Source organism: Kitasatospora sp. CB01950 (genome assembly GCF_001905465.1).
Classification (GTDB): domain Bacteria; phylum Actinomycetota; class Actinomycetes; order Streptomycetales; family Streptomycetaceae; genus Kitasatospora.
On the sequence record NZ_LISX01000002.1, the window covers coordinates 661,783 to 684,545 of the forward strand.

Below are 22,763 nucleotides of genomic sequence, written 5' to 3' on the forward strand. Positions count from 1 at the left end.
AGAAGCGGGACGATGGCGTACTACCGGCAGCTGGGCTCGGTGCCGCCCAAGCGGCACACCCAGCACCGCACCCCCGAAGGGGGCCTCTACTACGAGGAGTTGATGGGCGAGGAGGGGTTCTTCTCGGACTCCTCGCTGCTGTACCACCGGCACATCCCGTCGGCGGTCACGGCCGCCTCGGTGTGGGAGCTGCCGGACCAGTCCACCACCGCGAACCTCCCGCTGCTCCCTCGTCACCTGAAGCTCCACGAGCTGTTCCCCGGCCAGGAGTGGAAGTCCGTCGACGCGGTCACCGGGCGCCGGCTGGTGCTCGGCAACGCGGACGTGCGGATCTCCTACGTCGCGGCCGGCGCGCCCAGCGAGCTGTACCGCAACGGGCTGGGCGACGAGTGCGTGTACGTGGAGTCGGGAACCGCCGTGCTGGAGACGGTGTTCGGCGCCCTGACGGTCGGCCCGGGCGACTACGTGATCATCCCCCGGGCGACCACGCACCGCTGGGCGCCGACCGGGGACGAGCCGCTGCGCGCCTACTGCGTCGAGGCGAACAGCCACATCACCCCGGCCCGCCGCTACCTCTCCAAGTACGGCCAGCTGCTGGAGCACGCCCCGTACTGCGAGCGCGACCTGCGCGGCCCCGAGGGCCCGCTGCTGGTCGAGGGCGGCGCGGTGGACGTGCTGGTCAAGCACCGCGGCCCGGGCGGCGTCGTCGGCACCCGCTACACCGTGCCGAACCACCCGTTCGACGTGGTGGGCTGGGACGGCTGCCTGTACCCGTACGCGTTCAACATCGCGGACTTCGAACCGATCACCGGCCGGGTGCACCAGCCGCCGCCGGCGCACCAGGTGTTCGAGGGCAACAACTTCGTGATCTGCAACTTCGTGCCTCGCAAGGTGGACTACCACCCGCTGTCGATCCCCGTTCCGTACTACCACGCGAACGTGGACAGCGACGAGGTGATGTTCTACTGCGGCGGCAACTACGAGGCCCGCAAGGGCTCCGGCATCGGACAGGGGTCGATCTCGCTGCACCCCGGCGGCCACACCCACGGCCCGCAGCCGGGCGCGTACGAGCGCTCGATCGGCGTGGAGTTCTTCGACGAGCTGGCGGTGATGGTGGACACCTTCCGCCCGCTGGAGCTCGGCGAGGCCGCCACCGCCAGCGAGGACCCGAACTACGCGTGGACCTGGGCGAAGTGATGAACGTACCCGAGCTGTACCGGGGGTTGTTCGACGACGCGGCGGTCTTCCCGCCCGGCGACCTGCCGCTGGCCGAGGCCGTCCCCGCGCACGCGGCGCACCGCGCCGCCGCCTACGCGGCGGCGGTCGGCCCGCTGCTCGCGCCGATCGACAGGCTGGACGAACTGGCCGCCGCCGCACCGGAGTTCCCGGTCGTGGTGACGGTGCCGACCGGCCGGCTGGCGGAGGCCCTGAAGGCCGCGTCCGGCCTGCCGCTGGCGGGCGTCGAGTACGTGGCCGGCGAGGACGTGCGGGCGACGGTCGCGGAGCTGGACGCGCTGCTGCCGGACGGCGTCACCGCGGCCGTCGAGGTGCCGCGCTCGTATCCGCCGGACGCGCTGGACGCGCTGGCCGGCACCCGCTACCGCGCCAAGTACCGTACCGGCGGCCTGAGTTTCGCGGCGTTCCCGAGCGTCGCCGAGCTCGCCGCGTTCCAAGTAGCTTGCGCCGAACGCGAGTTGCCGTACAAGTGCACGGCCGGCCTGCACCACGCCGTCCGGCACACCGACCTGGGCACCGGCTACGAGCACCACGGTTTCCTGAACGTGCTGCTGGCGGCCGGGAGTTCGGACCGCGCGGAGGCCACCGAGCTGCTCGCCGAGCGCGACGGGGCCCGCCTTGCGACCGCCGTGCAGTCGTTGACGGAGCACCAGAGGGCCCGGATCCGTTCCGCGTTCACCGCTTTCGGCACCTGTAGCATCGCCGAGCCGTTGGAAGACCTCGCCCGACTCGGCCTCCTGGAGAACTCGTGACCACCACCACCTGGCTCGATCTGCCCGCGGACTCGCCGTTCGGCGTGCACAACCTGCCCTACGGCGTGTTCACCGCCCCCGACCGGCCGGGTCGGCGGATCGGCGTCCGGATCGGCGAGCAGGTCCTGGACGCCGGCGCGGCCGCCCGCGCGGCCGGCGCCCCGTCCGAGCTGCTCGACCTGCTCGCGGCCGAGACGCTCAACCCGCTGATGGCGGCGGGCCGTCCGACCTGGCAGGCGGTGCGCGGCGCGCTCACCGAGTGGCTCACCGACGCCGCCCACCGGGCGGCCGTCGAGCCCTGCCTGCTCGACCTGGCGGACGTCGAGCTGCACCTGCCGTTCGAGGTCGCCGACTACGTCGACTTCTTCGCCTCCGAGCACCACGCCACCAACCTGGGCAAGATCTTCCGCCCGGGTTCGGAGCCGCTCACCCCGAACTGGAAGCACCTGCCGATCGGCTACCACGGCCGCTCCGGCACCATCGTGGTCTCCGGCACCCCGGTGACCCGCCCGCACGGCCAGCGCAAGGCCCCCGCGGACGCGGCGCCGACGTTCGGGCCGAGCCGCCGTCTCGACATCGAGGCCGAGGTCGCGTTCGTCGTCGGCACGCCCAGCGCCATGGGCAGCCCGGTGGCGCTCGCCGACTTCGCCGAGCACGTCTTCGGCGTCTGCCTGCTCAACGACTGGTCGGCGCGCGACATCCAGGCCTGGGAGTACGTGCCGCTCGGCCCGTTCCTCGGCAAGTCCTTCGCCACCTCCCTCTCCCCGTGGGTGGTGCCGCTGGACGCCCTCCAGCACGCCCGGATCGCCCCGCCGGCCCGCGATGTGGAGCCGCTGCCGTACCTGGACGACCGGGACGCCGAGCCCTGGGGCCTGGACCTGGCGATCGAGGTCGTGCTGAACGGCCGCACCGTCTCCCGCCCGCCGTTCGCCTCCATGTACTGGACCGCCGCCCAGCAGCTGGCCCACCTCACCGTGAACGGCGCGAGCCTGCGCACCGGCGACCTGTGCGCCTCCGGCACGGTGTCCGGCCCCGAGCCGGACACCCGCGGCGCGCTCATCGAACTGACCTGGAACGGCGAGCACCCGCTGAAGTTCCCCGACGGCACCGAGCGCACCTTCCTGGAGGACGGCGACGAGGTGACCATCGGCGCCACCGCCCCCGGCCCGGGGGGGCTGCGGGTCGGCTTCGGCGAGGTCACCGGACGGATCGTCGGCTGACCTGCCTGTTCGTCCCGGCTGCGAGCTGCGGGTGCGCGCGTCAACGGCGCGCCCGCAGCTCGCCGCTGTTCGGGTGAGGTTGCGGGGCTCCAAACCCGTCCGCCGCTAGAAGTTGACGCGACATCACGCGGCCCTTCCAGCAGGCCGGGCCGCGGCCGTTCGCGGACGACTCGCTGCCCGGAGGACCCCATGATGAAGCTGCGCACCCTGGTCTGCGGAGCCGCGCTCGCCGCCGCCAACCTGCTGATGCCCGTCCCGCAGGCCCAGGCGTTCCCGCTCACCCCGCACCCCGTGAAGCTGTGCGGCTTCGCCTCCCGCCCGGCCGCCCCCACCGGCCCGGTCCTGCTGGCCACGCCGCTGCATCCCTGCTGACCCCGCCCGCCCGACCGTTTGGACGGGCCCGGTACCGTGCACGGGAAGATCGTCGTACTTTCCGGACGGGAGCGGTGACAGGAATGGCGTTGGACACCCCGCAGGACGTGCTGATCGAGCGGATCGGCCGCACCGGCCGGATCACCCTCAACCGCCCGCGCGCCCTCAACTCGCTGACCCTCGGCATGCTGCAGACCGTCCGCGAGGCCCTCGACGACTGGGTCGAGGACGACCGCGTCACCGCCGTCCTGCTCACCGGCGCCGGCGAGCGCGGCCTGTGCGCCGGCGGCGACATCCGCGCCATACACGACGACGCCAGGCTCGGCGGGGCCGGCGACCGGGCGTTCTTCCGGGTCGAGTACCGCCTCAACGAGCTGATCTCCCGCTACCCCAAGCCGTACGTCGCGGTGATGGACGGCATCACCATGGGCGGCGGCGTCGGCCTGTCCGCGCACGCCGCGATCCGCGTCGTCACCGAACGCTCCGCCGTCGCCATGCCCGAGACCCGCATCGGCCTCGTCCCCGACGTCGGCGGCAGCCGCCTGCTCGCCCTCGCCCCCGGCGAACTCGGCACCCACCTCGCCCTCACCGCCACCGCGATGACCGCCGGCGACGCCCTGTACTGCGGCTTCGCCGACCACTGCCTCCCCGGCTCCGCCCTTCCCGCGCTGCTGGCCTCCGAGGATCCGGTGGCCGCCGTCGCCGCGCTCGCCGAGGCCGCGCCCGCCTCCGGGCTCGCCGCGCAGCGCGAGTGGATCGACCACTGCTACGCCGCCGACACCGTCGAGGAGATCGTCGAGCGCCTGCACGCCGCCGACCTGCCCGAGGCCAAGGAGGCCGCCGAGCAGCTGCTCGCGCACTCCCCCACCATGCTCAAGGTCACCCTCGCGGCGCTGCGCCGGGCCCGCGCCCTGCCCTCGCTCGCCGCCGGCCTCGACCAGGAGTACCGGGTCTCCTGCGCCGCCCTCACCCACCCCGACCTCGTCGAGGGCATCCGCGCGCAGGTCGTCGACAAGGACCGCAACCCGCGCTGGAACCCCGCCACGCTCGCCGAGGTCACCGCCGACGACGTCGCCCGGTTCTTCGCCGTCCCCGTGGACGGCGACCTCGGGCTGGCGGGGTGACCATCGTCTCGCCTGTCGAGACTGGCATCCGGAGCGGCGTTCCGAGATCGTATCCACCGTCAGTGTTCGCCCAGCGTGGAGAGGATAAGCGGCGATGACCGAGTACGAAGCCGAGTACGAGACGATCCTGGTGGACCGCAAGGGCCGGGTCGGCATCATCACCCTCAACCGCCCCAAGGCGCTCAACGCGCTCAACGCGCAGTTGATGACCGAGGTCGTCGCGGCCGCCAAGGCCTTCGACCGCGACCCGGAGATCGGCGCCCTGGTGATCACCGGCTCCGAGAAGGCCTTCGCCGCGGGCGCCGACATCAAGGAGATGCAGGACAACCGCTTCCCCGACGTCTACCTCGACGACTGGCTCGGCCCCTGGGACGAACTCGGCCGCCTCCGCAAGCCCGTCGTCGCCGCCGTCGCCGGCTACGCCCTCGGCGGCGGCTGCGAGTTGGCGATGCTCTGCGACATCCTGATCGCCGCCGACACCGCGAAGTTCGGCCAGCCCGAGATCAAGCTCGGCGTCATCCCCGGCATCGGCGGCTCCCAGCGCCTGACCCGCGCCGTCGGCAAGGCCAAGGCCATGGACCTCTGCCTGACCGGCCGCATGATGCCCGCCGAGGAAGCCGAACGCGCCGGCCTGGTCTCCCGCATCGTCCCCGCCGACGACCTCCTCACCGAGGCCCTGGCCGTCGCCGAGACCGTCGCCGCCATGTCCCTGCCCGCCGCCGTCATGATGAAGGAATCCGTCAACCGCGCCTTCGAAACCACCCTCGCCGAGGGCGTCCGCTTCGAACGCCGGCTCTTCCACGCCGCCTTCGCCACCGCCGACCAGAAGGAAGGCATGACCGCCTTCGCCGAGAAGCGCCCGGCCGCCTTCACCAACAAGTAGCCCTCAGCGCCCCCGCCCCCGCGACCGCCCGCGGGGGCGGGGGCGTACGAGGAATCGGACTGCCGAAGCGCGCCGTGCGGCTGCCGGGCGTGGTGCGGGGACGGCGGCGGTGGCGGCGGCGGTGGCGGTCAGTCGCGCCGGAACTCGACGACCCGGTCGGTGCGGTCGACGTCGAGGTGGAACGTCCCGGTGTCGAAGGTGTAGGTGAAGCGGCGGCGGCCGCCCTGTCCACCGTTCGGGGCGTAGCGGGGTTCGGCGGTGGTGGTGTGGCCCGGGTACCACTGGGCGAGGAAGCGGTCCGCGGTGTCCCGGGCCTGCTGCTCGGTGGCGGGGGCCGGGTCGGGTTCGACCGGGAGGAAACCGCCGTCGAGGGAGACCAGTTGCCCGGACGGCCAGTCCAGGGTGAAGCTCTGGCGCTCACCTGTGACGACCACCCGGTCGACCCCCGGGCCGCCGATCTCGTGCTGGACCGCGACCACCCGGGCGCCCGACCCCCACAGCAACTCCGCGTCGTGGTTGGCGAGTTCGCGCTGGGCGCGGGTCGCCCCGGAGGCGCCGGTGGCGGCGGTCGGCTCCAGCACCAGGGACTGCACCAGCAGCACCGGCACCCCGAGCGCCGCCACCACCGCGCCGCCGGCCATCAACTCCCGCCCGGCGGGCCGGACCCGGCGGCGCTGCGCGAGGCGGGCCAGGCAGCCGAGCAGCACGCCGAGCAGGCCGCCGAGGGCGTTGGCGGCGAGGTCGCCGCTGTCGCAGGCGCGGCCGATCCACGGAAGCAGGCCCTGCACGGTCTCGGTGACGCCGGTCAGGGCGAGGACGGAGACCGCGACCAGCGCGGGCCGCCCGAAGGCGAGGACGGCGAGCAGGCCGATCGGGACGTACATCAGCAGGTTGAGCTGCCCCTGGGTGGCGTGCAGGGTGAAGGAGAGGTCGGCGCCCCAGGTGCAGGACGGGTCCGGGCCGCCGCCGGGCCCGGTCGGGAACAGGGTGGCGGTGAGTTCGCCGGCCAGCGCGGCGCCGAGCAGCACGGTGGGCCACCGCGGCAGCCCGCGGCGGCGGGCGAGCGACCACGCGGCGGCGCCGATCAGCAGGGCCAGCACCAGGAAGACCGGTATCAAGCCGGCATTGTTGTTCAGGATCGCACTGATCATCGACGCCCCGTCAGATCGTTTGCAGAACAGCCGGGTTGGCGGGCCGTCCCGGCTACTGGATGATACGGGCCAGCCCGGCCCTGGTGGCCGCGACGACGATGTGGTCGCCGGGGACGAGGCGGCGGGAGCGGTCGGCGAAGTTCCACTGGTAGGCGTCGGCGCGGCGTTGCAGGCGGACGGCGACGACGCGGACGCCGCCGGCGGCTTCGAGGTCGCCGATGTTCCGGCCGTCGAGGGTGGAGCCGTCCTCGACGGTGAGTTCGGCGACCAGCAGGACGTGTCGGAACACCGAGAGGGTGCCGAGGACTTCGCGGCCCATCAGGGCGGCGGCGAACGCGGGGGCGGCCAGGTAGGAGACCGAGCGGGAGGCGACGTTGCCGAGGGTGGCGTACACGTGGTGGGCGAAGTCGTCGTCGAACAGCCTTACCACGATGCGGACTTCGGGCCGGACCGCGCGGGCTTCGAGGGCCGCTTCGAGGTTGGCGGCGTCGTCGGAGGTGACGGCGGCGACGGCCCGGGCGTGCTGGACCCGGGCCTGCTTGAGCTGGGCCTCCAGGGGGCCGTCGCCGATCAGGACGGGGATGCCGAGGGCGCGGGCGGCGGCGATGCCGCGGGCCTGCGGGTCGCGTTCGAGGCAGACCACGGGCAGTCCGGTGCTGTGGATCAGGGTGGCGACGCGGGTGCCGACATTGCCGAGGCCGACCACGATGACGTGGTCGCGGGTGCGGGCGCCGGGCGGGCGGGGCAGGCCGCGGCGTCCGCTGGCGAGGGCCTCGACGACGATGGCGGTGGCGAGCGGGACGAAGGTGATGCCGCAGAAGGTGATCAGGACCTGGGCGGCGCGGGCCCACGGGTCGCCGAGGGCCTGGTCGCCGGGCAGGTCGGGCTGGGCGGCGCCGGCGGCGTCGAGCAGGGTGGAGTAGAGCGTCCAGCCGAGGCCGGGCGGGTGCTGGGTGCGGAAGTAGAGCACGACGGCGCCGACCACGATCGCCGCGAAGGCGGTGACCAGGATCATCCGCAGCCGGGTGTTGGTGAAGTACTTGAGGCTGTCGAGCAGCCACCACTTGATCCGCTTGCCGAGCGGCTGGCGCAGCGCCGGTTCGGCGTCGAGGGGTTGCAGGGCGGCGAGGCCGCCGGGTTCGCGGGCGGGGGCGAGGTCGGGGCGGCCGAGTTCGATGGGGCCTTCGCCGCTGCCGAAGCGTTCGGCGATCCGGATGAAGTCGGCGGCCCGGCCGGCGGTGTCGGGCAGCAGGCGCAGCCGGGTGAGGTCCTGGCGGTCGATGCGGTCGGCGACCAGGCAGATCTGGTTGCTGTGGATGTCCTCGTCGTAGGCGACGCAGAGGTGTCGGCCGCCGACCTCGACGGAGTGCGGGCGGCCGAGGGCGCCGTTGGCGAAGGCGGGTGCGGCGGTGGCGGACGCGGACAGCGCGGCGCAGTTGGGGAGGAGTTTCTCCAGGTGTTCGCCGAGCCGCTGGTTGAAGATCCGCAGCACGATGCGGACGCCGTGGTTGCGGTTCTCGGCGGCGAGCGCGGCGTGGATGTTCTCCTGGTCGGTGCCGTCCATCAGCGCGATGCCGCGGGCGCGTTCGACGCCGGCCGCGCCGAGTGCCTCGCCGGTCAGGGTGGAGTACTCGAGGACGGCGGCGACGCCGGGTAACTGGGCGATGGCGGGGCCGTGTTCGCGCGAGCGGTCGGGGACGACGGCGACCACCGGCACTTCGTACTGTTCGGTGAGTTCGAGGATCAGCCGGTGGGCGAGCGAGTTGCCGCCGCAGACGATGTAGTGCCCCTCGATCGTGCTGCCGTCGCCCGGCTCGGCCGGTGGGCTCCCCCGCCCCTGATCCGTCATAGCGTCAGATGGTAGACGGCCCGTCAGGACGTGCGGGTGAACAGCCGGTATCGGATCCGGGTGCGGATGCGGCGGGGAAACTCACCCGTTCGGTGGAATCCGCCGCGCCGGAGGGCGGGGCGGGCGTCGAGGCTGGTGGGTGATCCCTGTTCCGCAGCGGCACCTCGGAGGAGCCATGGCAGACCCCTATCGGACCGACGACCGTCCCGGGCCGGTCGGCCCGTTCCAGCAACTGGCGCGGCTGGCTTGGCAGGTGGTGCTGGCGGGCGGTCTGATCTCGTTGGCGCTGGCCGTCGTGATCCTGGTCTGGCCGAAGCAGACGCTGTGGGTGATCGGCGTGCTGTTCGGCGTGTACCTGCTGGTGATCGGCATCGTGCAGCTGGTCGCCGCGTTCGGCACGCACTCCTCGACGGCGCTGCGGGTGCTGGCGTTCGTCAGCGGCGCGATCTGCGTGCTGCTGGGGTTGCTGTGCTTCCGCTCGGCCGCGCAGTCGATCCTGCTGCTGGCGCTGTGGATCGGCATCGGCTGGCTGTTCCGGGGGATCACGCACCTGGCGGCGGTGGCGTCCGACCCGTTGATGCCGGCGCGCGGCTGGCAGGGTTTCATCGGGGCGCTGTACCTGCTGGCGGGCATCCTGCTGATGGTGTTCCCCGCCCACTCGATCACGGCGCTGGCGGTGCTGGGCGCGTGCGCGCTGCTGGTGATCGGCCTGACGGAGATCGTCGCGGCGCTGCAGATCCGGCGCGGCGCGAAGCTGTATCCGCGCGAACTCTGAAGGTCCGTCGGCAGGTGGGGAGGGCCCGCGCCGTTCAACCCGGTGCGGGCCCTCCCGCTGCTCATCGGGGCTGTTCGGGGGTCAGCGGGTTGCCGGGGGCGATGTGGCCGCAGTCGCTGGGCGCGGTCTTCCCGGCGAACCGGTCGTTCAGGTAGCCGACGGCGGTGGGCGCCCACGGGACGGCCGTGCCGAGGTGGCTGAGCAGGTCGTACTGCTGGTGGGCGATCCGGGAGTTGCCGGTGGCGCAGTACTGCCGGGCCAGGGCGCGGACGTCGCCGGCCACCATCACGCCGTCGCCGGTGCCGATGCCCGACACGTTGCTGAAGGTGCCTTCCAGCACTCCGGCGTTGCCCTGCGCGAGGTAGCCGGGGACGGTGGGGGTGGGGGCGGAGCCGAGGTTGACCTTGTTGACGGCGGCCAGGAACGGGGGCACCGAGTTCGGGTCGGCGTACTCCGGCTTGGCGAGCTTCTTCCAGGTCAGGTCGGGGTACTGGCCGAGCGCGTTGACGATCGACGCGTCCTGCATCTTCGTGTACACCTGCTTGCCGTAGTCGCTCAGGTACGGCGTCAGGTCGAGGTCGTAGGCGCGGGCCACGCCGATGACCGCCATCGGGATGACGCCGGCCCAGACCGTGCTGCCGTCCACGTACTTGAGGTTGTGCGCGGGGTCGACCAGCAGGCCGCCCTCGGCGAAGCCGACCAGTCGGCGGTTGACGTCCGGGGCGTAGCCGGGGGCGAGGGCGGCGGCCCAGTTGGTGGCGATCGCGCCGCCGGAGTAGCCGAGCAGGCCGAACCGGGTGTCGGCGTTCATGCCGGTCGCCGCGGCGGCGGAGACCGCGCGGACGGAGTCCAGGGTGGTGGTGCCGTACTCGGGTCCGGCGGCGAAGTCGGCGCGCTGGCCCTCGGTGTCGGGGATCACCACGTCGTAGCCCTGCAGCACGAACGGCACCACGAACAGCGCCTCCGCGTTGGGGATCGCCCCGCCCAGCGTGAGGCCCCCGGCGATCGCCCGGGACGGGGAGTCGGCCGGGTTCAGCGAGTCGTAGAACGACTGGTACGACACCGCCTTCGACCCGTCGCTGCCCAGGCCCCGCACCACGGTGGTCACTCCGGCGGACGGGCGGCCCTGCGCGTCGGTGGTGCGGAACAGCAGCTGCACGGCCTGCACGGGGGTCGGTATGCCGAGCAGGTGGTACGACAGGGTGCGGGTCTTCAGCACCGTGCCGGGGGCGAGCGAGGACAGCGGGGCGCTGCCGTCGTACGTGTAGAACGCGTCGGGCGAAGCGGCGGCGGCGGTGACGGCAGGGGCCGCGGTGGCGAGGGCGGCGGCGGCGAGGGCGGTGGCGATCGTCCGGGCGACGGCTCGGTACATGGCTCTTCCGTTTCTGGCTGGGGGCGGGGGTGCGCGACCTGCTGGGGGAACGTGGGGGGATCGCGCGAGTTACCTGCGGGTAGGTAACGTGCCGGGAAACCATCATGGACGCGTCGCCCGCCCACGTCGCCGGGCCGCTGCACAGAGATTCGCGAGGTGGATTGTGACCGCACCCAACGCCGAACTCGCCGCGCCCGAACCGCAGTTCGGTGGCACCCCGGTCCACCTGCGGCTGCTCGCCCTGGCCCCCGCGCTCGCCGCCGAGGTGGCGGCCCGCCTGCTCGACCGCCTCCCCGCCCACCACGCGCTGCCGCCCGAGCAGCTCCGCGGCGAGATCACCCGCCAGGTCGAACGCTGCGTCCGGGCGTTCGTCGACGTCATGCGCACCGGCCGACCGCCCGGCGAGGACGATCTCGCCCGGATCCGCGAGTCGTCCGCGCGGCGGGCGGACGAGGGCGTCCCGCTGGAGTCCGTGGTCGGCGCGTACCACCTCGGCGCGCAGCTGTGCGCCGCCCGGCTGCTCGCCGAGGCCGCGCCCGCCGACCTGCCCGACATCGCCACCGCGCAGGACCGCCTGCTCGGCTACCTGCGGGTCGTCAGCTGCGCCGTCGCCGCCGGCTACGTGCAGGAACGGCAGGCCGCACTCGGCGACGAACAGGTCGCCCGGCAGGCCCTGCTGTCCCGCCTGCTGGAGGGCGGCGACCCGCGCGCCGCCGCCGACCGGGCCGGCATCCGGCTGCCCGACCGCTACGTCGTACTCGCGCTGGCCATCGGCCCGCACCCCGACGAGTCCCGCCCGGGCGTCAACCGCTCGGTCGCCGCGCGACGCAAACTCCGCCGCTTGCGCGCCGAGTTGGAGCGCAGCCGGCCGGACGGCGTCCCGCTCGCCGCACTGGCCGCGGACGGCGGGACGGTACTGCTGCCCACCTCCGGGCCGCTCGACCGGGACACCCTGACGGCACTGGTCGAACGCCTCGGCCGGGCGTGCGGCGCACCGCTGGTCGCCGGCGCGACCTCCGCTCCCCCGTCGGCGGTCGCCGACGCCGCCCGGCTGGCGGCCGAGGTCCGGCAGCTCGCCACCGCGACCGGACGCGGCGGCGGGCTGCACCTGCTCGACGACGTCCTGCTCGCCTACCAGCTCAGCCGGCCCGGGCCGGCCCGCGAGGCGCTCGCCTCACTCCTCGCCCCGCTCACCGACCGGCCCGAACTCCTCGACACCCTCCGCGCGTTCCTCGCCTGCGGCCTCGACCGCCGCCGCACCGCCGCGCGCCTCCTCGTCCACCCCAACACCGTCGACTACCGCCTCCGCCGCACCACCCACCTCACCGGCCTCGACACCGTCCGCGGCCCCGACCTGCTCACCCTCCACGCCGCCCTCACCGCCCTCGACACAACGGGCACCTGACACCACGACAGCGCTGCGCGCGACAGGAGGCGAAGAACACCGACACTGCGCCCGAGCCGCAAGGACGCGCCGACGGCAAGCCCGAAAAGCGACAGCGCTGCCACGCGGGCGACACGGCGAAGAACACCGACGCTCCGCGCGGCTCCCGCCAAGGAACAGCACCGCGCGCGGCGGGAGACGAACCACCGGCACTGCGCCCGAGCCGCAAGGACGCGCCGACGGCAAGCCCGGAACGCGACAGCGCTGCCACGCGGGCGACACCGCGGGGAACAACAACACCGCGCGTCTGCCGAACGGCAACGCACAACAGCGCGCCGCGCAGGAAGGGGCGGCGCTGCGCGCGAGCAGGGTGGCGAAGAACACCGACGCTCCGCGCGGCTCCCGCCAAGGAACAGCACCGCGCGCGGCGGGAGACGAACCACCGGCACTGCGCCCGAGCCGCAAGGACGCGCCGACGGCAAGCGCAGAAGCGACAGCGCTGCCACGCGGGCGACACCGCGGGGAACAACAACACCGCGCGCCTGCCGAACGGCAACGCACAACAGCGCGCCGCACGGGAAGGGGCGGCGCTGCGCGCGGCGGAACGGCGAAGAGCTTCGGTGCTGCGCGCGAGCGGGCCCCGCAGGCCGGGCCCCGGAGACCAACGGCATCGCTGCTGCGCGTGAGCCTCGCGGAGGGCAGCAGCGTGGGTGGGTGGGCGGGCCCCCGGCGGGGTCAGGCGGCGGCTGTGACGCCTGCGACGGCGAGGAGGAGGACCGCGGAGACGGCGGAGAGGCGGCGGGCGGCGGTGGGGGTGGCGGTGAGGCGGGTGGCGAGGCGGGCCGTGGTGAGGGCGACGGCGGTGTAGACGGCGGCGCAGCACAGGACGTTGACGGCGCCGAGGGTGGCGACCTGGGCTCCGACGGGGAGGCCGGCGTCGGGGGTGACGAACTGCGGGACGAGGGAGAGGTAGAGCAGCAGGCCCTTGGGGTTGAGCAGCGCGGTGAGGAGGGATTGCCGCAGCACGACGCGGGCGGGCTGCGGCCGGGCGGCGGTGAGCGTCTCGCGGCCCTCGCGGCGCAGGGTGAGCAGCATGGTGACGGCGAGGAACGCGAGGTAGCCCGCGCCGACCAGGCGCAGCACGGGCAGCAGTCCGGGCAGGGCCCGGAGCGCGGCGGCGAGGCCGGCCGCGGAGAGCAGGGTGTGCACGCCGTAGCCGGCGCAGACGCCCGCGACGGCGGTGAGGGCTGCGGTGCGGCCCTGGCCGAGGCCGCGGGCGGCGATGTAGAGCCAGTCCGGTCCGGGGGTGCAGACCAGGAGCAGGTCCACTCCGAGGAAGAGCAGCAGGGCGTGCGGGTCCATGGGTGGGCCTTCGGTGAGTCGTCGGAGAGGGTCGTCCTGGACGCTATCCGTCGGGCGTTGGCAGCCGATGTCCCGTTTTCGCTGGTCAGCCCGCCGATGGGGCAGAATGTTGCGCCATGGACCGCCTCGACCGCAGAATCCTCCACGAGCTCCAGCAGGACGGGCGGCTCACCAACGCCGAGCTCGCCGACCGGGTGGGCCTGACGCCGTCGCCGTGCCTGCGCCGGGTGCGGCAGTTGGAGCGGCAGGGGGTGATCCGCGGTTACCGGGCGCAGTTGGATCCGGTGGCGGTGGGCAAGGGTTTCCAGCCGTTCGTGACGGTGGTGATGCGGCACGAGGACCGGTCCACGGTCGCGGAGTTCGAGCGTCGGGTCGCGGAGCTGCCGGAGGTGGTGGAAGCGCACCGGCTGTTCGGCGACCCGGACTATCTGCTGCGGGTCGCGGTGGCGGACCTGGCCGCGTACGAGCGTTTCGTCACGGACGTGCTGTCGGGCCTGCCGGGCATCGCGCAGGTGCATTCGCACCTGACGATGAAGCAGGTGAAGGCGGACGGCGGCATCCCCGTGCAGCGGGGCTGAGCGGTCAGTCGCCGGGGAGCGTGTCGAGGCGGCGCAGCGACTCGAAGTGGCCGACGGTGGGCGGGTGTTCGAGTTCGTGGAGTTCGCCCTCGGCCCAGACCGGTCGGATCTTCCACATCGGCCCGGCGTAGGCGCGCAGGGCGGCCTCGTCGCGCCAGCGGGTGATCATCTGGACGCGGTGGTCCTCGTCGGACAGGGCGCGCAGCAGTTCTCCGCCGAGGAAGCCGTCCCACTGGTCGAACTCGGGCAGCACGGTGGAGGCGAGTCTGGCGCAGAACTCTTCGACCCGGAGTGGGGAGACCTGTGCCTCCCAGATTCGAATGATCATCTCGGCCTCCTCGGCTGACCCGGGACCCTGCTGACCATTATCGGACTGCTCGGCCGGTGGGAGCCGTTCGGACCGCCGCCGATTGCCGCCGGTGCGGTGCGGGCCAAGACTCGGCGGTGGACCCGTACGGCGAGAGGAGCCCGACATGGCGGTCTGCGTGGTGTGCCAGAACGACTACTGGCTGTCCTTCGAGATCAAGACGATCACCGGTGACACCTACGTCTTCGACAGTTTCGAGTGCGCGATGGAGAAGCTGGCGCCGCGCTGCGAGCAGTGTTCGGTGCGGATCGTCGGCCACGGCGTCGAGGTCGCGGGCCGGTTCTTCTGCTGCGCCAACTGTGCCCGCGCCAACAGCGTGCTCGGCGCGGAGGTCCGCGACGCCGTGGGCGCCCACCCCGGCTGACCTGCGAGATCTCCTGGAAACGGGCGGTCACCCGGGCCGGGTGGCCGCCCGTTCCGCGTGGTCAGAAGGTGAAGCGCAGGGTGCGGACCCGGTGGTCGAAGGAGGACGGGACGAGTTCCGGCTCGGCGGTGGAGCGGATCCCGGGGAGGCGGGTGAACAGTTCGCGCAGCAGGGTGCGCATCTCCTGGCGGGCGAGGTGGGCGCCCAGGCAGAAGTGCGGGCCGCCGCCTCCGAATCCCAGGTGCGGGTTCGGCGAGCGGGTGATGTCGAAGGCGTCGGCCCGCTCGAACACCGCCTCGTCGCGGTTGGCGGAGCCGTAGAACAGCACCACCTTGTCGCCGGCGGCGAGCCGGATGCCGGAGAGCTTGTGGTCGACGGCGACGGTGCGGCGGAACTGCACGATCGGCGTCGAGTGCCGGACGATCTCCTCGACCGCGCCGCCCAGGTGGGCGTCCAGGTCGTCGAGCAGCAGGTCGCGCTGCTCGGGGTGGCCGGTCAGCAGGTGCAGGCCGTGGGCGAGCGCGTTGCGGGTGGTCTCGACGCCGGCGACCAGCAGCAGCGAGAAGAACGCGCCGAGTTCGCGGGAGCCGAGGCGGCGGCCGTCCACGTCGGCAGTGACCAGGGCGGAGATCAGGTCGCCGGTGGGGCGGCGGCGGCGCTCGCGGCCGAGTGCGGCCACCGTGAGGTGCATCGCGGCCAGCGCGTGCAGCCCCCGGCCGGGGACCCGCAGACCGCGCCGGGTGACGCCCGCCGAGGCGGAGGCCCGGTTGATCCGGGCCAGGATGTTGCGGCGCTGCTCCTCGGGGATGCCCATCATCGAGCAGATCACCTGGTACGGGAGTTCCCCGGCGACGGCGGCGACGAAGTCGGTGGGGCGTTCGCGTTCCAGCCGGTCGACCAGGCGGGCGGCGGTCCGTGCGATGTCCTGCTCGACCTCGGCGAGCAGGCGCGGGGTGAACGCCCGGCCGACCACCCGCCGCAGGTCGGCGTGGTGCGGGTCGTCGAGGTTGACCATCGAGTCGCCGAAGACCGCCCGCACCCAGCGGGCGGGCTCCGGCGAGGTCACGCCGGGCCCGGAGAGGTACACCTCGGGCGACCGGCTGGCCGTCATCACATCGGCGTGCCGGACCAGCGCCCAGCAGCGCCGCCCCGTCGCCCGGTCGGTGAACGCCACCGGGCCCGGGCGCTCCCGCAGGCGGGCGAACGCCTCGGCGCGCAACTTCTCGGGGAGCCGCCAGAACGCGGGGTCGCCGAGGTCAATGCCGCGCGGGGCGGCGTCCACGGATACGGGCATGGGGACGTTATCGCGCAGTCGGTGACGCTACGTCAAATCGTCGTGCACGTTCGGTGAGCAGTTCGATCAGCCCTGCCGCGGGTCCGCGGGGTACGGCTGCTGGTAGGGGTTCTGCGCCTGGTACGGCTGCTGGTAGGGGTTCTGCGGGTGCGGGTGCGCGCCGCCCGGGGCGTCGCCGGGGCCGTCCTGCGGCTCCTCGGCAGGCTCCTCGGCGGGCTCCTCGTGCGGGGCGATCTCGCGGGCCAGCAGCGTCGCGCCGGCCACCGCGCCGGGCATCGCCAGCACGGTCAGCACCGGGATCAGGAACAGCAGCACCAGGCCGGCGCCGAAGCCGACCGCCAGCGACGTCCGGGAGCGCAGCAGGCGCAGCCGCTCCTTCTGCGCCAGGCCGCGCTTCTGCAGGGGCGTGCCGGTCAGTTCGACGGTCAGGAAGAACCCGGAGACGCAGACGCCGATCACCGGCACCACGGTCTGGCCGACCACCGGAATGAACCCGCACAGGAACAGCAGGACGCCGAAGCCGGCGGCGCGCAGCAGCACAGCCAGGCTGTCCTTGAGGCCGGTCCACAGTTCGCGCCAGAGCGGCAGGTCGGGGCCCTGCGGGCCGCCGCCCTCGCCCTCCTCGACCGCCGCGGACAGCGACTCGTAGAACGGCTCGCCGATCAGCAGCGTCACCGCGGTGAAGGTGATCATGGCGAGCAGTCCGCCGATGCCGACGGCGGCCGCGCCGACCGCCACCCGGACGGCCCCGCGCCACAGGTCGGACCAGTCGTCGGCGAAGGGTGTCGCCCAGGCGGCGAGGTCGCTCGCGTGGACGATCAGCGCGGCCAGTGCCGCCAGGTAGCCGACCAGGGTGATCAGGGCCGGAATCATCCCGAAACCCCACCAGCGGCCGTGTCGTGCCACCCACCGCTGTCCGTTGAACAGGAATCGCAGTCCCGCCCCGAAATCTCGCATTCCCGCACCTTAAAGGAACCGTCAAATCGCCCGGGCATCCGGTCCGTTCCCACCCGGCGCCGGTCCGGCCGTCGTGCGTCCGACGACGGCGGACGCACCGAGGGTGGCGGCGGCGAGGGTGCCCCACAGGGCGAGCGGGCCGGCGGCGGCGAGGGCGGTGATCGCGGCCGGGGAGAGCGCCAGGCCGAGGCCGGTGGAGAGCTGGAACCGGGCCAGTGCGCGGCCCAGCACCGGCGGCGGGGCCAGCGCGGTGACCAGGGCGGTGGCGCTGCCCGCGTACAGGATCTCGCCGAGCGTGCACGGCACCGCGACCCAGGGCCACGGCGAGCGGCCCGAACGGCGTGGCCAGCAGGAAGCCGAGGTAGCTGGCGGCCAGCACGACGCCGGACGCGGCCAGCACCGTCCCGCGCGACCAGCGGGCCGCCGCCCAGGTGGTCAGCGGCACCTGGAGGGCCACCACCAGCACCGTGTTGGCCACGAACACGGCCGCCGACCAGGCCGGGGAGGCGTGCAGCACCGTCACCAGGACGAGCGGCAGCGCCACTTCGGGAACGTTCAGGCAGAACACGTACACCACGTTCGCCGCCAGGACGGCGCCCAGTCCGGGCCCGGCCGCGTCCGCGCGCCCGGCCGTCCGGGCGGCGGCGGGGGCGGCCGTCACCCGCACCGAGCGGGCCAGCAGGCCGGCGGCCAGGAAGCCGAGGCCGGAGACCGCGGCGAGGGCCCGCAGCGCGGGGGCGCCGCCGCCCAGGCAGACCGTGGCGAGCAGCGCGCCGACGCCGAGTCCGGCGTTGCGCACGGCCCGGCCGGCGGCGAGTGCCGCGTCCCGCAGTCGGCCCTCGGCGACGGTGGCGATCAGCGCCGCGTGGGCGGCGGGCCAGGCCTGATTGCCGACGCCGAGGACGAGGGCGGCCAGCGCGAACAGCGCCGCGTTGCCGTGCGGCACGGCCAGCAGCACCGCGACGCCCGCGACCCGCACCAGCATGGACGCCGCGACCGCCGTGCTGCGCGCGCCCCGGTCCAGCCAGCGGCCGAGCGGCGGCATCGCGGCCAGGCCGGCGACGATGCCCAGCGTCATCGCGAGTCCGGTGGCGGCCGCGCCCAGGCCCAGCACCGTGATTCCGTACAGCAGCAGGAACGGCCGCAGCAGTCCGGTGCCGACGGCGTCGACCGCCAGCGCCACCGCGTAGCGCGCCCCGCCGCTCGCCCGGACGAGTTGGCGTGGCGTCGGCCGGGTCGTCGTGATCGTCGTCATGCCGCCCACCGTCGTCCGCCCGGCCGCCGCCGGTCACGCGGGTTGACGGTCCTCGTCAATCCGGGCCGGAATCGGCCGCCCGGCGGGGGCGCGTCGGGGGGCGCGTGGGGCGGGCCGATGCGCACTCGACATGCCGCGAGCTGCAGGTGATGCTCGATGAGTCCGGTTGTGAACCGGGCGTGTCGATCCGTCTCAAGGAGCCCTTGTGGAACGTGAGTTGGAGAACCCGACGACCCCCTCGCTGAACCGTCCGCTGAAGTGCCCCGTCGACCACTCGATGCTGGTCCTGGACCCGACCGGCCGGGCCCGTGAGGCCGAGACCGCCGAGCTGATCGCGCGCGGGCCCGCCTGCCCCGCCGACGTCCTCGGGGTGCAGGTGTGGGCCGTGTCCGACCCCGACGTGCTGGCGGACCTGCTCAAGGACCCGAGAATCGCCAAGGACGGCCTGCAGCACTGGCCGGACTACGAGCCGGTGGCGGCCGGCTGGCCGCTCGCGCTCTGGGTGACGGCCCGCAACATGTCCACCACCGACGTCGATCACCACCGTCGGCTGCGCCGGCTGGTGAGCACCGCGCTCACCCCCCGCCAGATCGCCGCCCTCACCCCGCGCATCGAGGAGATGACGACCGGGCTGCTCGACGAGATCGCCGCCGCCGGTGCCGACGGCACGCCGGTGGACCTGCGCGGACAGCTCGCCCGGGCGCTGCCGATCCTGGTCATCTCGTACCTGCTCGGCCTGCCCGACGAGCTGCGCGACAGCTTCTGCCGGTACGTCGACGGCGTCTTCGACACCACCCTCACCCCCGAGCAGTCCCAGGCCAACAACGCGGCGCTCTACACGGTGATCTCCGGCCTGGTCGCCGCCAAGCGCGAGCAGCCCGCCGACGACATGACCTCCCTGCTGATCGCCGCCCGCGACACCGAGGGCGACGGCAGCGCCCTCACCGAGGCGGAGCTGTTCGACACGCTCATGCTGGTGGTCGCCGCCGGCTACGAGACCACCGTCAACCTGATCGACAACTCGATCGCGCTGCTGCTTTCGCATGCTTCTCAACTCGAACTGGTGTTCGATGGCAAGGCCAGTTGGGACGACGTGGTCGAGGAGTCGCTGCGCCGGGACGCGCCGCTGGCGCACCTGCCGATGCGGTACGCCCTGGAGGACATCGAGCTGCCCGGCGGGGTGACCGTCCACCGCGGCGAGGCGATCATCGCCTCCTACGGCGCCGCCGGCCGCCACCCGTCGCGGCACGGCGACAGCGGCGCGGTGTTCGACGTCACCCGGTCGGCCAAGGACCACCTGGCGTTCGGCCACGGCCCGCACTTCTGTCTGGGCGCGCCGCTGGCCCGGCTGGAGGCGCGCACGGCGCTGCGCGCCCTGTTCGAACGCTTCCCGCGCCTGGCGTTCGCGCCCGGCGTCGAGCTGGAGCCGGTCGACTCGCTGATCTCCAACGGGCACCGGGTCCTCCCGGTCGTCCTGGAGGGCCCCGAGCTGCCGTAGCCACGGCGTCCTCTCGCCGACCCCGCCCGGAGTGCGGCCGGGCGGGCGGAGAGGATGGACGCGTGACCCTGCGCATCGACCTGACCGGGACGCCGCCCGAGCGGATCCGGTTCGCCGCCTCCCCGCTCGCCGAACTCGCCGCGATGCTGCACGTCCTGGCCGCGCCCGAGCACCACCCGCAGTACGCGGGATGGGCCGCCGGCGTCTGGGCCGGCCTGCGGCCCGAACTCGCCGACCGGCTGCACGAGGCCGAGTTCCTGTGGCGCTCCTCCCGCGCCGACTTCCTGGTGCCCGCCCGCCCCCGCGCCACCCTCGCCGCCGAACTCGACGAGGTCGACCGGATCGACGACGACCGGTACGCCCTGGCCGCACTGGTCAGCACCTGCGGCACCAACCGCCGTACCTTCGCCGGCGGCTCGCCGCTGACCGACCCCGACGCCCGCGCCGACGCCCTCGACCGCGCCCAGGCCCGCGGCCCCCGGCAGGAGGCGTTCGCCACCCGCCTGCTGACCGACCCACCGGCCGTCCGGGCCCGCGTCCGGGACACCCTGGAGCAGTGCGCGGAGGCCTTCTTCGACGACGAGTGGCCCGCGCTGGCCGTCCGGCTCGGCCAGGACGTGCGGCGCAAAACCGAGCTGGTCCGCCGCCAGGGCCTGTCCGCGGCGCTCGCCGAGGTGTCCGCGGCGGTCGCGCTCACCGCCGACGGCGACTCCCTGGTCCTCGACAAGCTCCAGGACAGCGCGACCGCCGCCGGACCGGCCGGCGTCACCTTCCTGCCCAGCGCCTTCGGCCACCCGCACCTGATCGCCGTGCACGCCCCGGGCTGGCAGCCCGTCGTCCAGTACCCCGCGACCGGCGGCGAACCCGCCGCCGCCGTCCCGCTGGACACCCTGCAGCTGCGCCTCGACGCCCTCGCCCACCCCGTCCGGCTGCGGCTGGTGCGCACCCTGGCGCGCGGCCCGCACACCACCGGCGAACTCGCCCACGCCTGGGACCTCACCCCGCCCGAGGTCTCCCGCCACCTCGCCGTGCTGCGCCGCGCCGGGCTGCTCACCGCCCGCCGGCACGGCCGCTACGTGCACCACGCGCTGGACCTGCCGGCCACCACCGAGCTCGGCAGCGACCTGCTCGCCGCGATCCTGCGCTGAGCTGCCTGCACTGTCGGCGCTGTCGGCGCTGTCGGTGTGCGGGTCGAGCCGCCGGTGAAGCAGTGCCTCCGCAGCCGGACGCCGGGGCGGCCGTGGGCGGGGGCCTCGACCGTGTCGCCGTGGGACCGTCCGTCAGCCCCGCTTGATCCGAACACTCGATCGAGCGAAGAACGCTTGCAGCGCGTTGGGGACGGGCGCGGGCGGGTAGACCGGTCGCGGACGGAAGGAGGTGGCCGGTGGTCGGTCAGGCGGCGGTGTCGGTGGAACAGGCCCGGGAGTGGCTGTCGGTCGCGGTGGCAGAGGCGCGACTCGGCCTGGCCGAGGGCGGCATCCCGATCGGTGCGGCACTGTTCGGGCTGAACGGCGAGTTGCTCGGGCCCGGGCACAACCGCCGTGTCCAGGACGGCGATCCGTCGATGCACGCGGAGACGGCCGCCTTCCGGGCCGCCGGCCGGCTGCGCGGGTACCGGGACACGGTGATGGTCACCACGCTCTCTCCATGCTGGTACTGCTCCGGCCTGGTACGGCAGTTCGGGATCGGCCACGTGGTGATCGGCGAGTCCGCCACGTTCACCGGCGGCCACGACTGGCTGGCCGAGCACGGCACCGGAATCACCCTGCTGGAGGATCCCCAGTGCGTACAGCTGATGACGGACTTCGTCACGGCCCGCCCCGACCTCTGGCAGGAGGACATCGGCGCATGACCCGTGACGCGCTTGCTGCGGCCGTCCGCACCGCCCTCGAACGGTGCTGCCCCGGCTCGTCCGCCCGGCTGCGGGGCTCCCTGGCCGCCGGCACCGCCGACCGGTTCAGCGACATCGACGTGTGCTGGGTGGTGCCGGACGACGCCTTCCCGGCCTGCCTCACCGCCGGGGCGGCCGCGCTCGCCCGCGTCCGACCCGTCGAACAGGTGCGCTGCGACCCGGACTTCCTGCACTCCGACCGCCGCCGCCTGCTCTTCGTCCTTTTCGCCGGCGTCCCACTGTTCTGGCGGCTGGACCTGGACGTGCGCGCGACGTCCGTCGCCGACGAGCCCGACTACGACACCGGGAACCCGGCGGCCCGCGCCGACGACAGCGAGTGGTCGCGACCGGCCAGCGCCCTCGCCAACGCCGTCGCGGCCGTCAAGGCCCTGGCCCGCGGCCGCCCCGACACCGCACACGCCCTGATCGCCCGCGCCTTCACCCGCCTCGGGCTTCCCCACCCCGCCACCGGAGACCCCCACCTGGACCTTCACCGCCTCGCCGCCGCCACCACCCGGCAGGACCCGACGCTCGCCCCGCTCGCGGCCCGCGTCACAGCCCTCGCCGACCGCCACAACGGGCCTCAGGACAGGTCGAGTTCACCGACCACCTGATCCCCGCTGGTCTCCCCGGTCGGCCGGAAGCCGAGCCCCAGGTAGAACCGCTCCGGGCCGCCCTCGCCCGGGTGCCAGGTGGTCGTCAGCCGCGTGCCGCCGCGCCGCCGGATCTCGGCCGCCACGGCCTCCACCGCGAAGCGGCCGTACCCGCGCCCCTGTTCGCCCGCCGCGATGTTGAGCCGCCACAGCCCGGAGCGGAGGTCGGCACCCCCGCCGCCGCCGGCGAAGTCGATGTCGAAGAACGCCATGACGAACCCGACGATCCGCTCCCCGTCGACCAACAGCCGGGGCCACGCCGTCCCGGGGTGCACGTACGCCTCCGCCAGCGACTTCACCACCGGCGCCACCAGGTGCTCCTGGTCCGGCCGCACCTTCAGGCCGATCGCGGCATCGATGTTGCCGGGGGTGAGGGTCTCCAGCCGGAGCGTCGTGTTCATGCGCGAACTCTAGGCCAGTTGATCA

At 73.9% G+C, this 22,763-nt stretch carries 22 protein-coding genes and 1 pseudogene; 14 read left to right on the top strand and 9 right to left on the bottom strand.

The window, feature by feature from the left end; translation table 11 throughout:
• The first annotated feature begins 12 nt into the window (after nucleotides 1-12).
• The 6 genes from AMK19_RS07785 (at nucleotide 13) to AMK19_RS07810 (ending at nucleotide 5,587) form a co-directional block, all read left to right on the top strand.
• A complete protein-coding gene (locus AMK19_RS07785; protein ID WP_073809175.1) occupies nucleotides 13-1,197 on the top strand; it encodes a homogentisate 1,2-dioxygenase in 1,185 nt (394 codons plus the stop codon).
• Nucleotides 1,179-1,988 (top strand): hypothetical protein, encoded by an 810-nt coding sequence (locus tag AMK19_RS07790; protein ID WP_241844290.1) that lies wholly within the window; start codon nucleotides 1,179-1,181, stop codon nucleotides 1,986-1,988. The genes AMK19_RS07785 and AMK19_RS07790 overlap by 19 nt, the downstream gene beginning before the upstream one ends.
• Nucleotides 1,985-3,208 carry a fumarylacetoacetase gene (fahA, locus tag AMK19_RS07795; RefSeq protein ID WP_073809176.1) on the top strand — a complete coding sequence of 408 codons (1,224 nt, stop codon included), beginning with the start codon at nucleotides 1,985-1,987 and terminating at the stop codon, nucleotides 3,206-3,208. The genes AMK19_RS07790 and fahA overlap by 4 nt, the downstream gene beginning before the upstream one ends.
• A 189-nt stretch (nucleotides 3,209-3,397) precedes the next feature.
• Nucleotides 3,398-3,580, top strand: coding sequence for a hypothetical protein (locus AMK19_RS07800; protein WP_073809178.1), 183 nt, complete (start codon nucleotides 3,398-3,400; stop codon nucleotides 3,578-3,580).
• Nucleotides 3,581-3,663: 83 nt separating this feature from the next.
• Nucleotides 3,664-4,704: an enoyl-CoA hydratase/isomerase family protein gene (locus AMK19_RS07805; RefSeq protein ID WP_073809179.1), complete on the top strand. Its 1,041-nt coding sequence runs from the start codon at nucleotides 3,664-3,666 to the stop codon at nucleotides 4,702-4,704.
• Between the two features lie 94 nt (nucleotides 4,705-4,798).
• Nucleotides 4,799-5,587 carry an enoyl-CoA hydratase gene (locus AMK19_RS07810; protein WP_073809181.1) on the top strand — a complete coding sequence of 263 codons (789 nt, stop codon included), beginning with the start codon at nucleotides 4,799-4,801 and terminating at the stop codon, nucleotides 5,585-5,587.
• 128 nt (nucleotides 5,588-5,715) lie between these two features.
• Here the strand turns inward: AMK19_RS07810 and AMK19_RS07815 are convergent, their stop codons facing one another.
• Complete coding sequence (locus AMK19_RS07815; protein WP_073809182.1) at nucleotides 5,716-6,738, bottom strand: VanZ family protein; 1,023 nt, start codon at nucleotides 6,736-6,738, stop codon at nucleotides 5,716-5,718.
• A gap of 52 nt (nucleotides 6,739-6,790) precedes the next feature.
• On the bottom strand, nucleotides 6,791-8,587 hold the full coding sequence (locus tag AMK19_RS07820) for an NAD-binding protein (protein ID WP_073809184.1): 1,797 nt from the start codon (nucleotides 8,585-8,587) through the stop codon (nucleotides 6,791-6,793).
• Between the two features lie 175 nt (nucleotides 8,588-8,762).
• Here AMK19_RS07820 and AMK19_RS07825 point away from each other — a divergent pair, with 175 nt between their 5' ends.
• Nucleotides 8,763-9,362 (top strand): HdeD family acid-resistance protein, encoded by a 600-nt coding sequence (locus tag AMK19_RS07825; protein ID WP_073809185.1) that lies wholly within the window; start codon nucleotides 8,763-8,765, stop codon nucleotides 9,360-9,362.
• Nucleotides 9,363-9,423: 61 nt separating this feature from the next.
• Here AMK19_RS07825 and AMK19_RS07830 read toward each other — a convergent pair whose 3' ends face one another.
• Nucleotides 9,424-10,734 carry a lipase family protein gene (locus AMK19_RS07830; RefSeq protein ID WP_073809187.1) on the bottom strand — a complete coding sequence of 437 codons (1,311 nt, stop codon included), beginning with the start codon at nucleotides 10,732-10,734 and terminating at the stop codon, nucleotides 9,424-9,426.
• Nucleotides 10,735-10,897: 163 nt separating this feature from the next.
• On the opposite strand from AMK19_RS07830, the gene AMK19_RS07835 reads away from it, so the two are divergent.
• Entirely contained in the window at nucleotides 10,898-12,139 is a 1,242-nt protein-coding gene (locus AMK19_RS07835; protein ID WP_241844291.1) for a PucR family transcriptional regulator, read from the top strand.
• Between the two features lie 714 nt (nucleotides 12,140-12,853).
• Here the strand turns inward: AMK19_RS07835 and AMK19_RS07840 are convergent.
• Nucleotides 12,854-13,480, bottom strand: coding sequence for a LysE family translocator (locus tag AMK19_RS07840; protein ID WP_073809188.1), 627 nt, complete (start codon nucleotides 13,478-13,480; stop codon nucleotides 12,854-12,856).
• Nucleotides 13,481-13,596: 116 nt separating this feature from the next.
• Between AMK19_RS07840 and AMK19_RS07845 the strand changes: the two genes are divergently transcribed.
• Nucleotides 13,597-14,058, top strand: coding sequence for an Lrp/AsnC family transcriptional regulator (locus AMK19_RS07845; protein WP_073809190.1), 462 nt, complete (start codon nucleotides 13,597-13,599; stop codon nucleotides 14,056-14,058).
• A gap of 4 nt (nucleotides 14,059-14,062) precedes the next feature.
• On the opposite strand, the gene AMK19_RS07850 is transcribed toward AMK19_RS07845, so the two are convergent.
• Nucleotides 14,063-14,386: an antibiotic biosynthesis monooxygenase family protein gene (locus AMK19_RS07850; RefSeq protein ID WP_073809192.1), complete on the bottom strand. Its 324-nt coding sequence runs from the start codon at nucleotides 14,384-14,386 to the stop codon at nucleotides 14,063-14,065.
• A 145-nt stretch (nucleotides 14,387-14,531) separates the two neighbouring features.
• On the opposite strand from AMK19_RS07850, the gene AMK19_RS07855 reads away from it, so the two are divergent.
• Nucleotides 14,532-14,789, top strand: a complete 258-nt coding sequence (locus AMK19_RS07855) for a Prokaryotic metallothionein (RefSeq protein WP_073809193.1) — start codon at nucleotides 14,532-14,534, stop codon at nucleotides 14,787-14,789.
• Between the two features lie 61 nt (nucleotides 14,790-14,850).
• Here AMK19_RS07855 and AMK19_RS07860 read toward each other — a convergent pair whose 3' ends face one another.
• From AMK19_RS07860 to AMK19_RS07870, 3 genes and pseudogenes are all read right to left on the bottom strand, one after another.
• A complete protein-coding gene (locus tag AMK19_RS07860) occupies nucleotides 14,851-16,083 on the bottom strand; it encodes a cytochrome P450 (protein WP_073809195.1) in 1,233 nt (410 codons plus the stop codon).
• 66 nt (nucleotides 16,084-16,149) lie between these two features.
• The gene (locus tag AMK19_RS07865; protein ID WP_073809197.1) at nucleotides 16,150-17,040 is read right to left on the bottom strand and encodes an EI24 domain-containing protein; all 891 of its coding nucleotides are present in this window, start codon (nucleotides 17,038-17,040) and stop codon (nucleotides 16,150-16,152) included.
• Between the two features lie 21 nt (nucleotides 17,041-17,061).
• Nucleotides 17,062-18,295, bottom strand: a pseudogene (locus tag AMK19_RS07870) (MFS transporter).
• Between the two features lie 277 nt (nucleotides 18,296-18,572).
• Between AMK19_RS07870 and AMK19_RS07875 the strand changes: the two are divergent.
• From AMK19_RS07875 to AMK19_RS07890, 4 genes are all read left to right on the top strand, one after another.
• The gene (locus tag AMK19_RS07875; RefSeq protein ID WP_073809689.1) at nucleotides 18,573-19,793 is read left to right on the top strand and encodes a cytochrome P450 family protein; all 1,221 of its coding nucleotides are present in this window, start codon (nucleotides 18,573-18,575) and stop codon (nucleotides 19,791-19,793) included.
• A gap of 62 nt (nucleotides 19,794-19,855) precedes the next feature.
• On the top strand, nucleotides 19,856-20,941 hold the full coding sequence (locus tag AMK19_RS07880; protein ID WP_073809198.1) for a DUF5937 family protein: 1,086 nt from the start codon (nucleotides 19,856-19,858) through the stop codon (nucleotides 20,939-20,941).
• Nucleotides 20,942-21,195: 254 nt separating this feature from the next.
• Nucleotides 21,196-21,645, top strand: a complete 450-nt coding sequence (locus AMK19_RS07885) for a nucleoside deaminase (protein WP_073809691.1) — start codon at nucleotides 21,196-21,198, stop codon at nucleotides 21,643-21,645.
• Entirely contained in the window at nucleotides 21,642-22,298 is a 657-nt protein-coding gene (locus tag AMK19_RS07890; protein WP_073809200.1) for a nucleotidyltransferase domain-containing protein, read from the top strand. The genes AMK19_RS07885 and AMK19_RS07890 overlap by 4 nt, the downstream gene beginning before the upstream one ends.
• Here the strand turns inward: AMK19_RS07890 and AMK19_RS07895 are convergent.
• Entirely contained in the window at nucleotides 22,268-22,738 is a 471-nt protein-coding gene (locus tag AMK19_RS07895) for a GNAT family N-acetyltransferase (RefSeq protein WP_073809201.1), read from the bottom strand. The genes AMK19_RS07890 and AMK19_RS07895 overlap by 31 nt on opposite strands.
• Nucleotides 22,739-22,763: the final 25 nt, after the last annotated feature.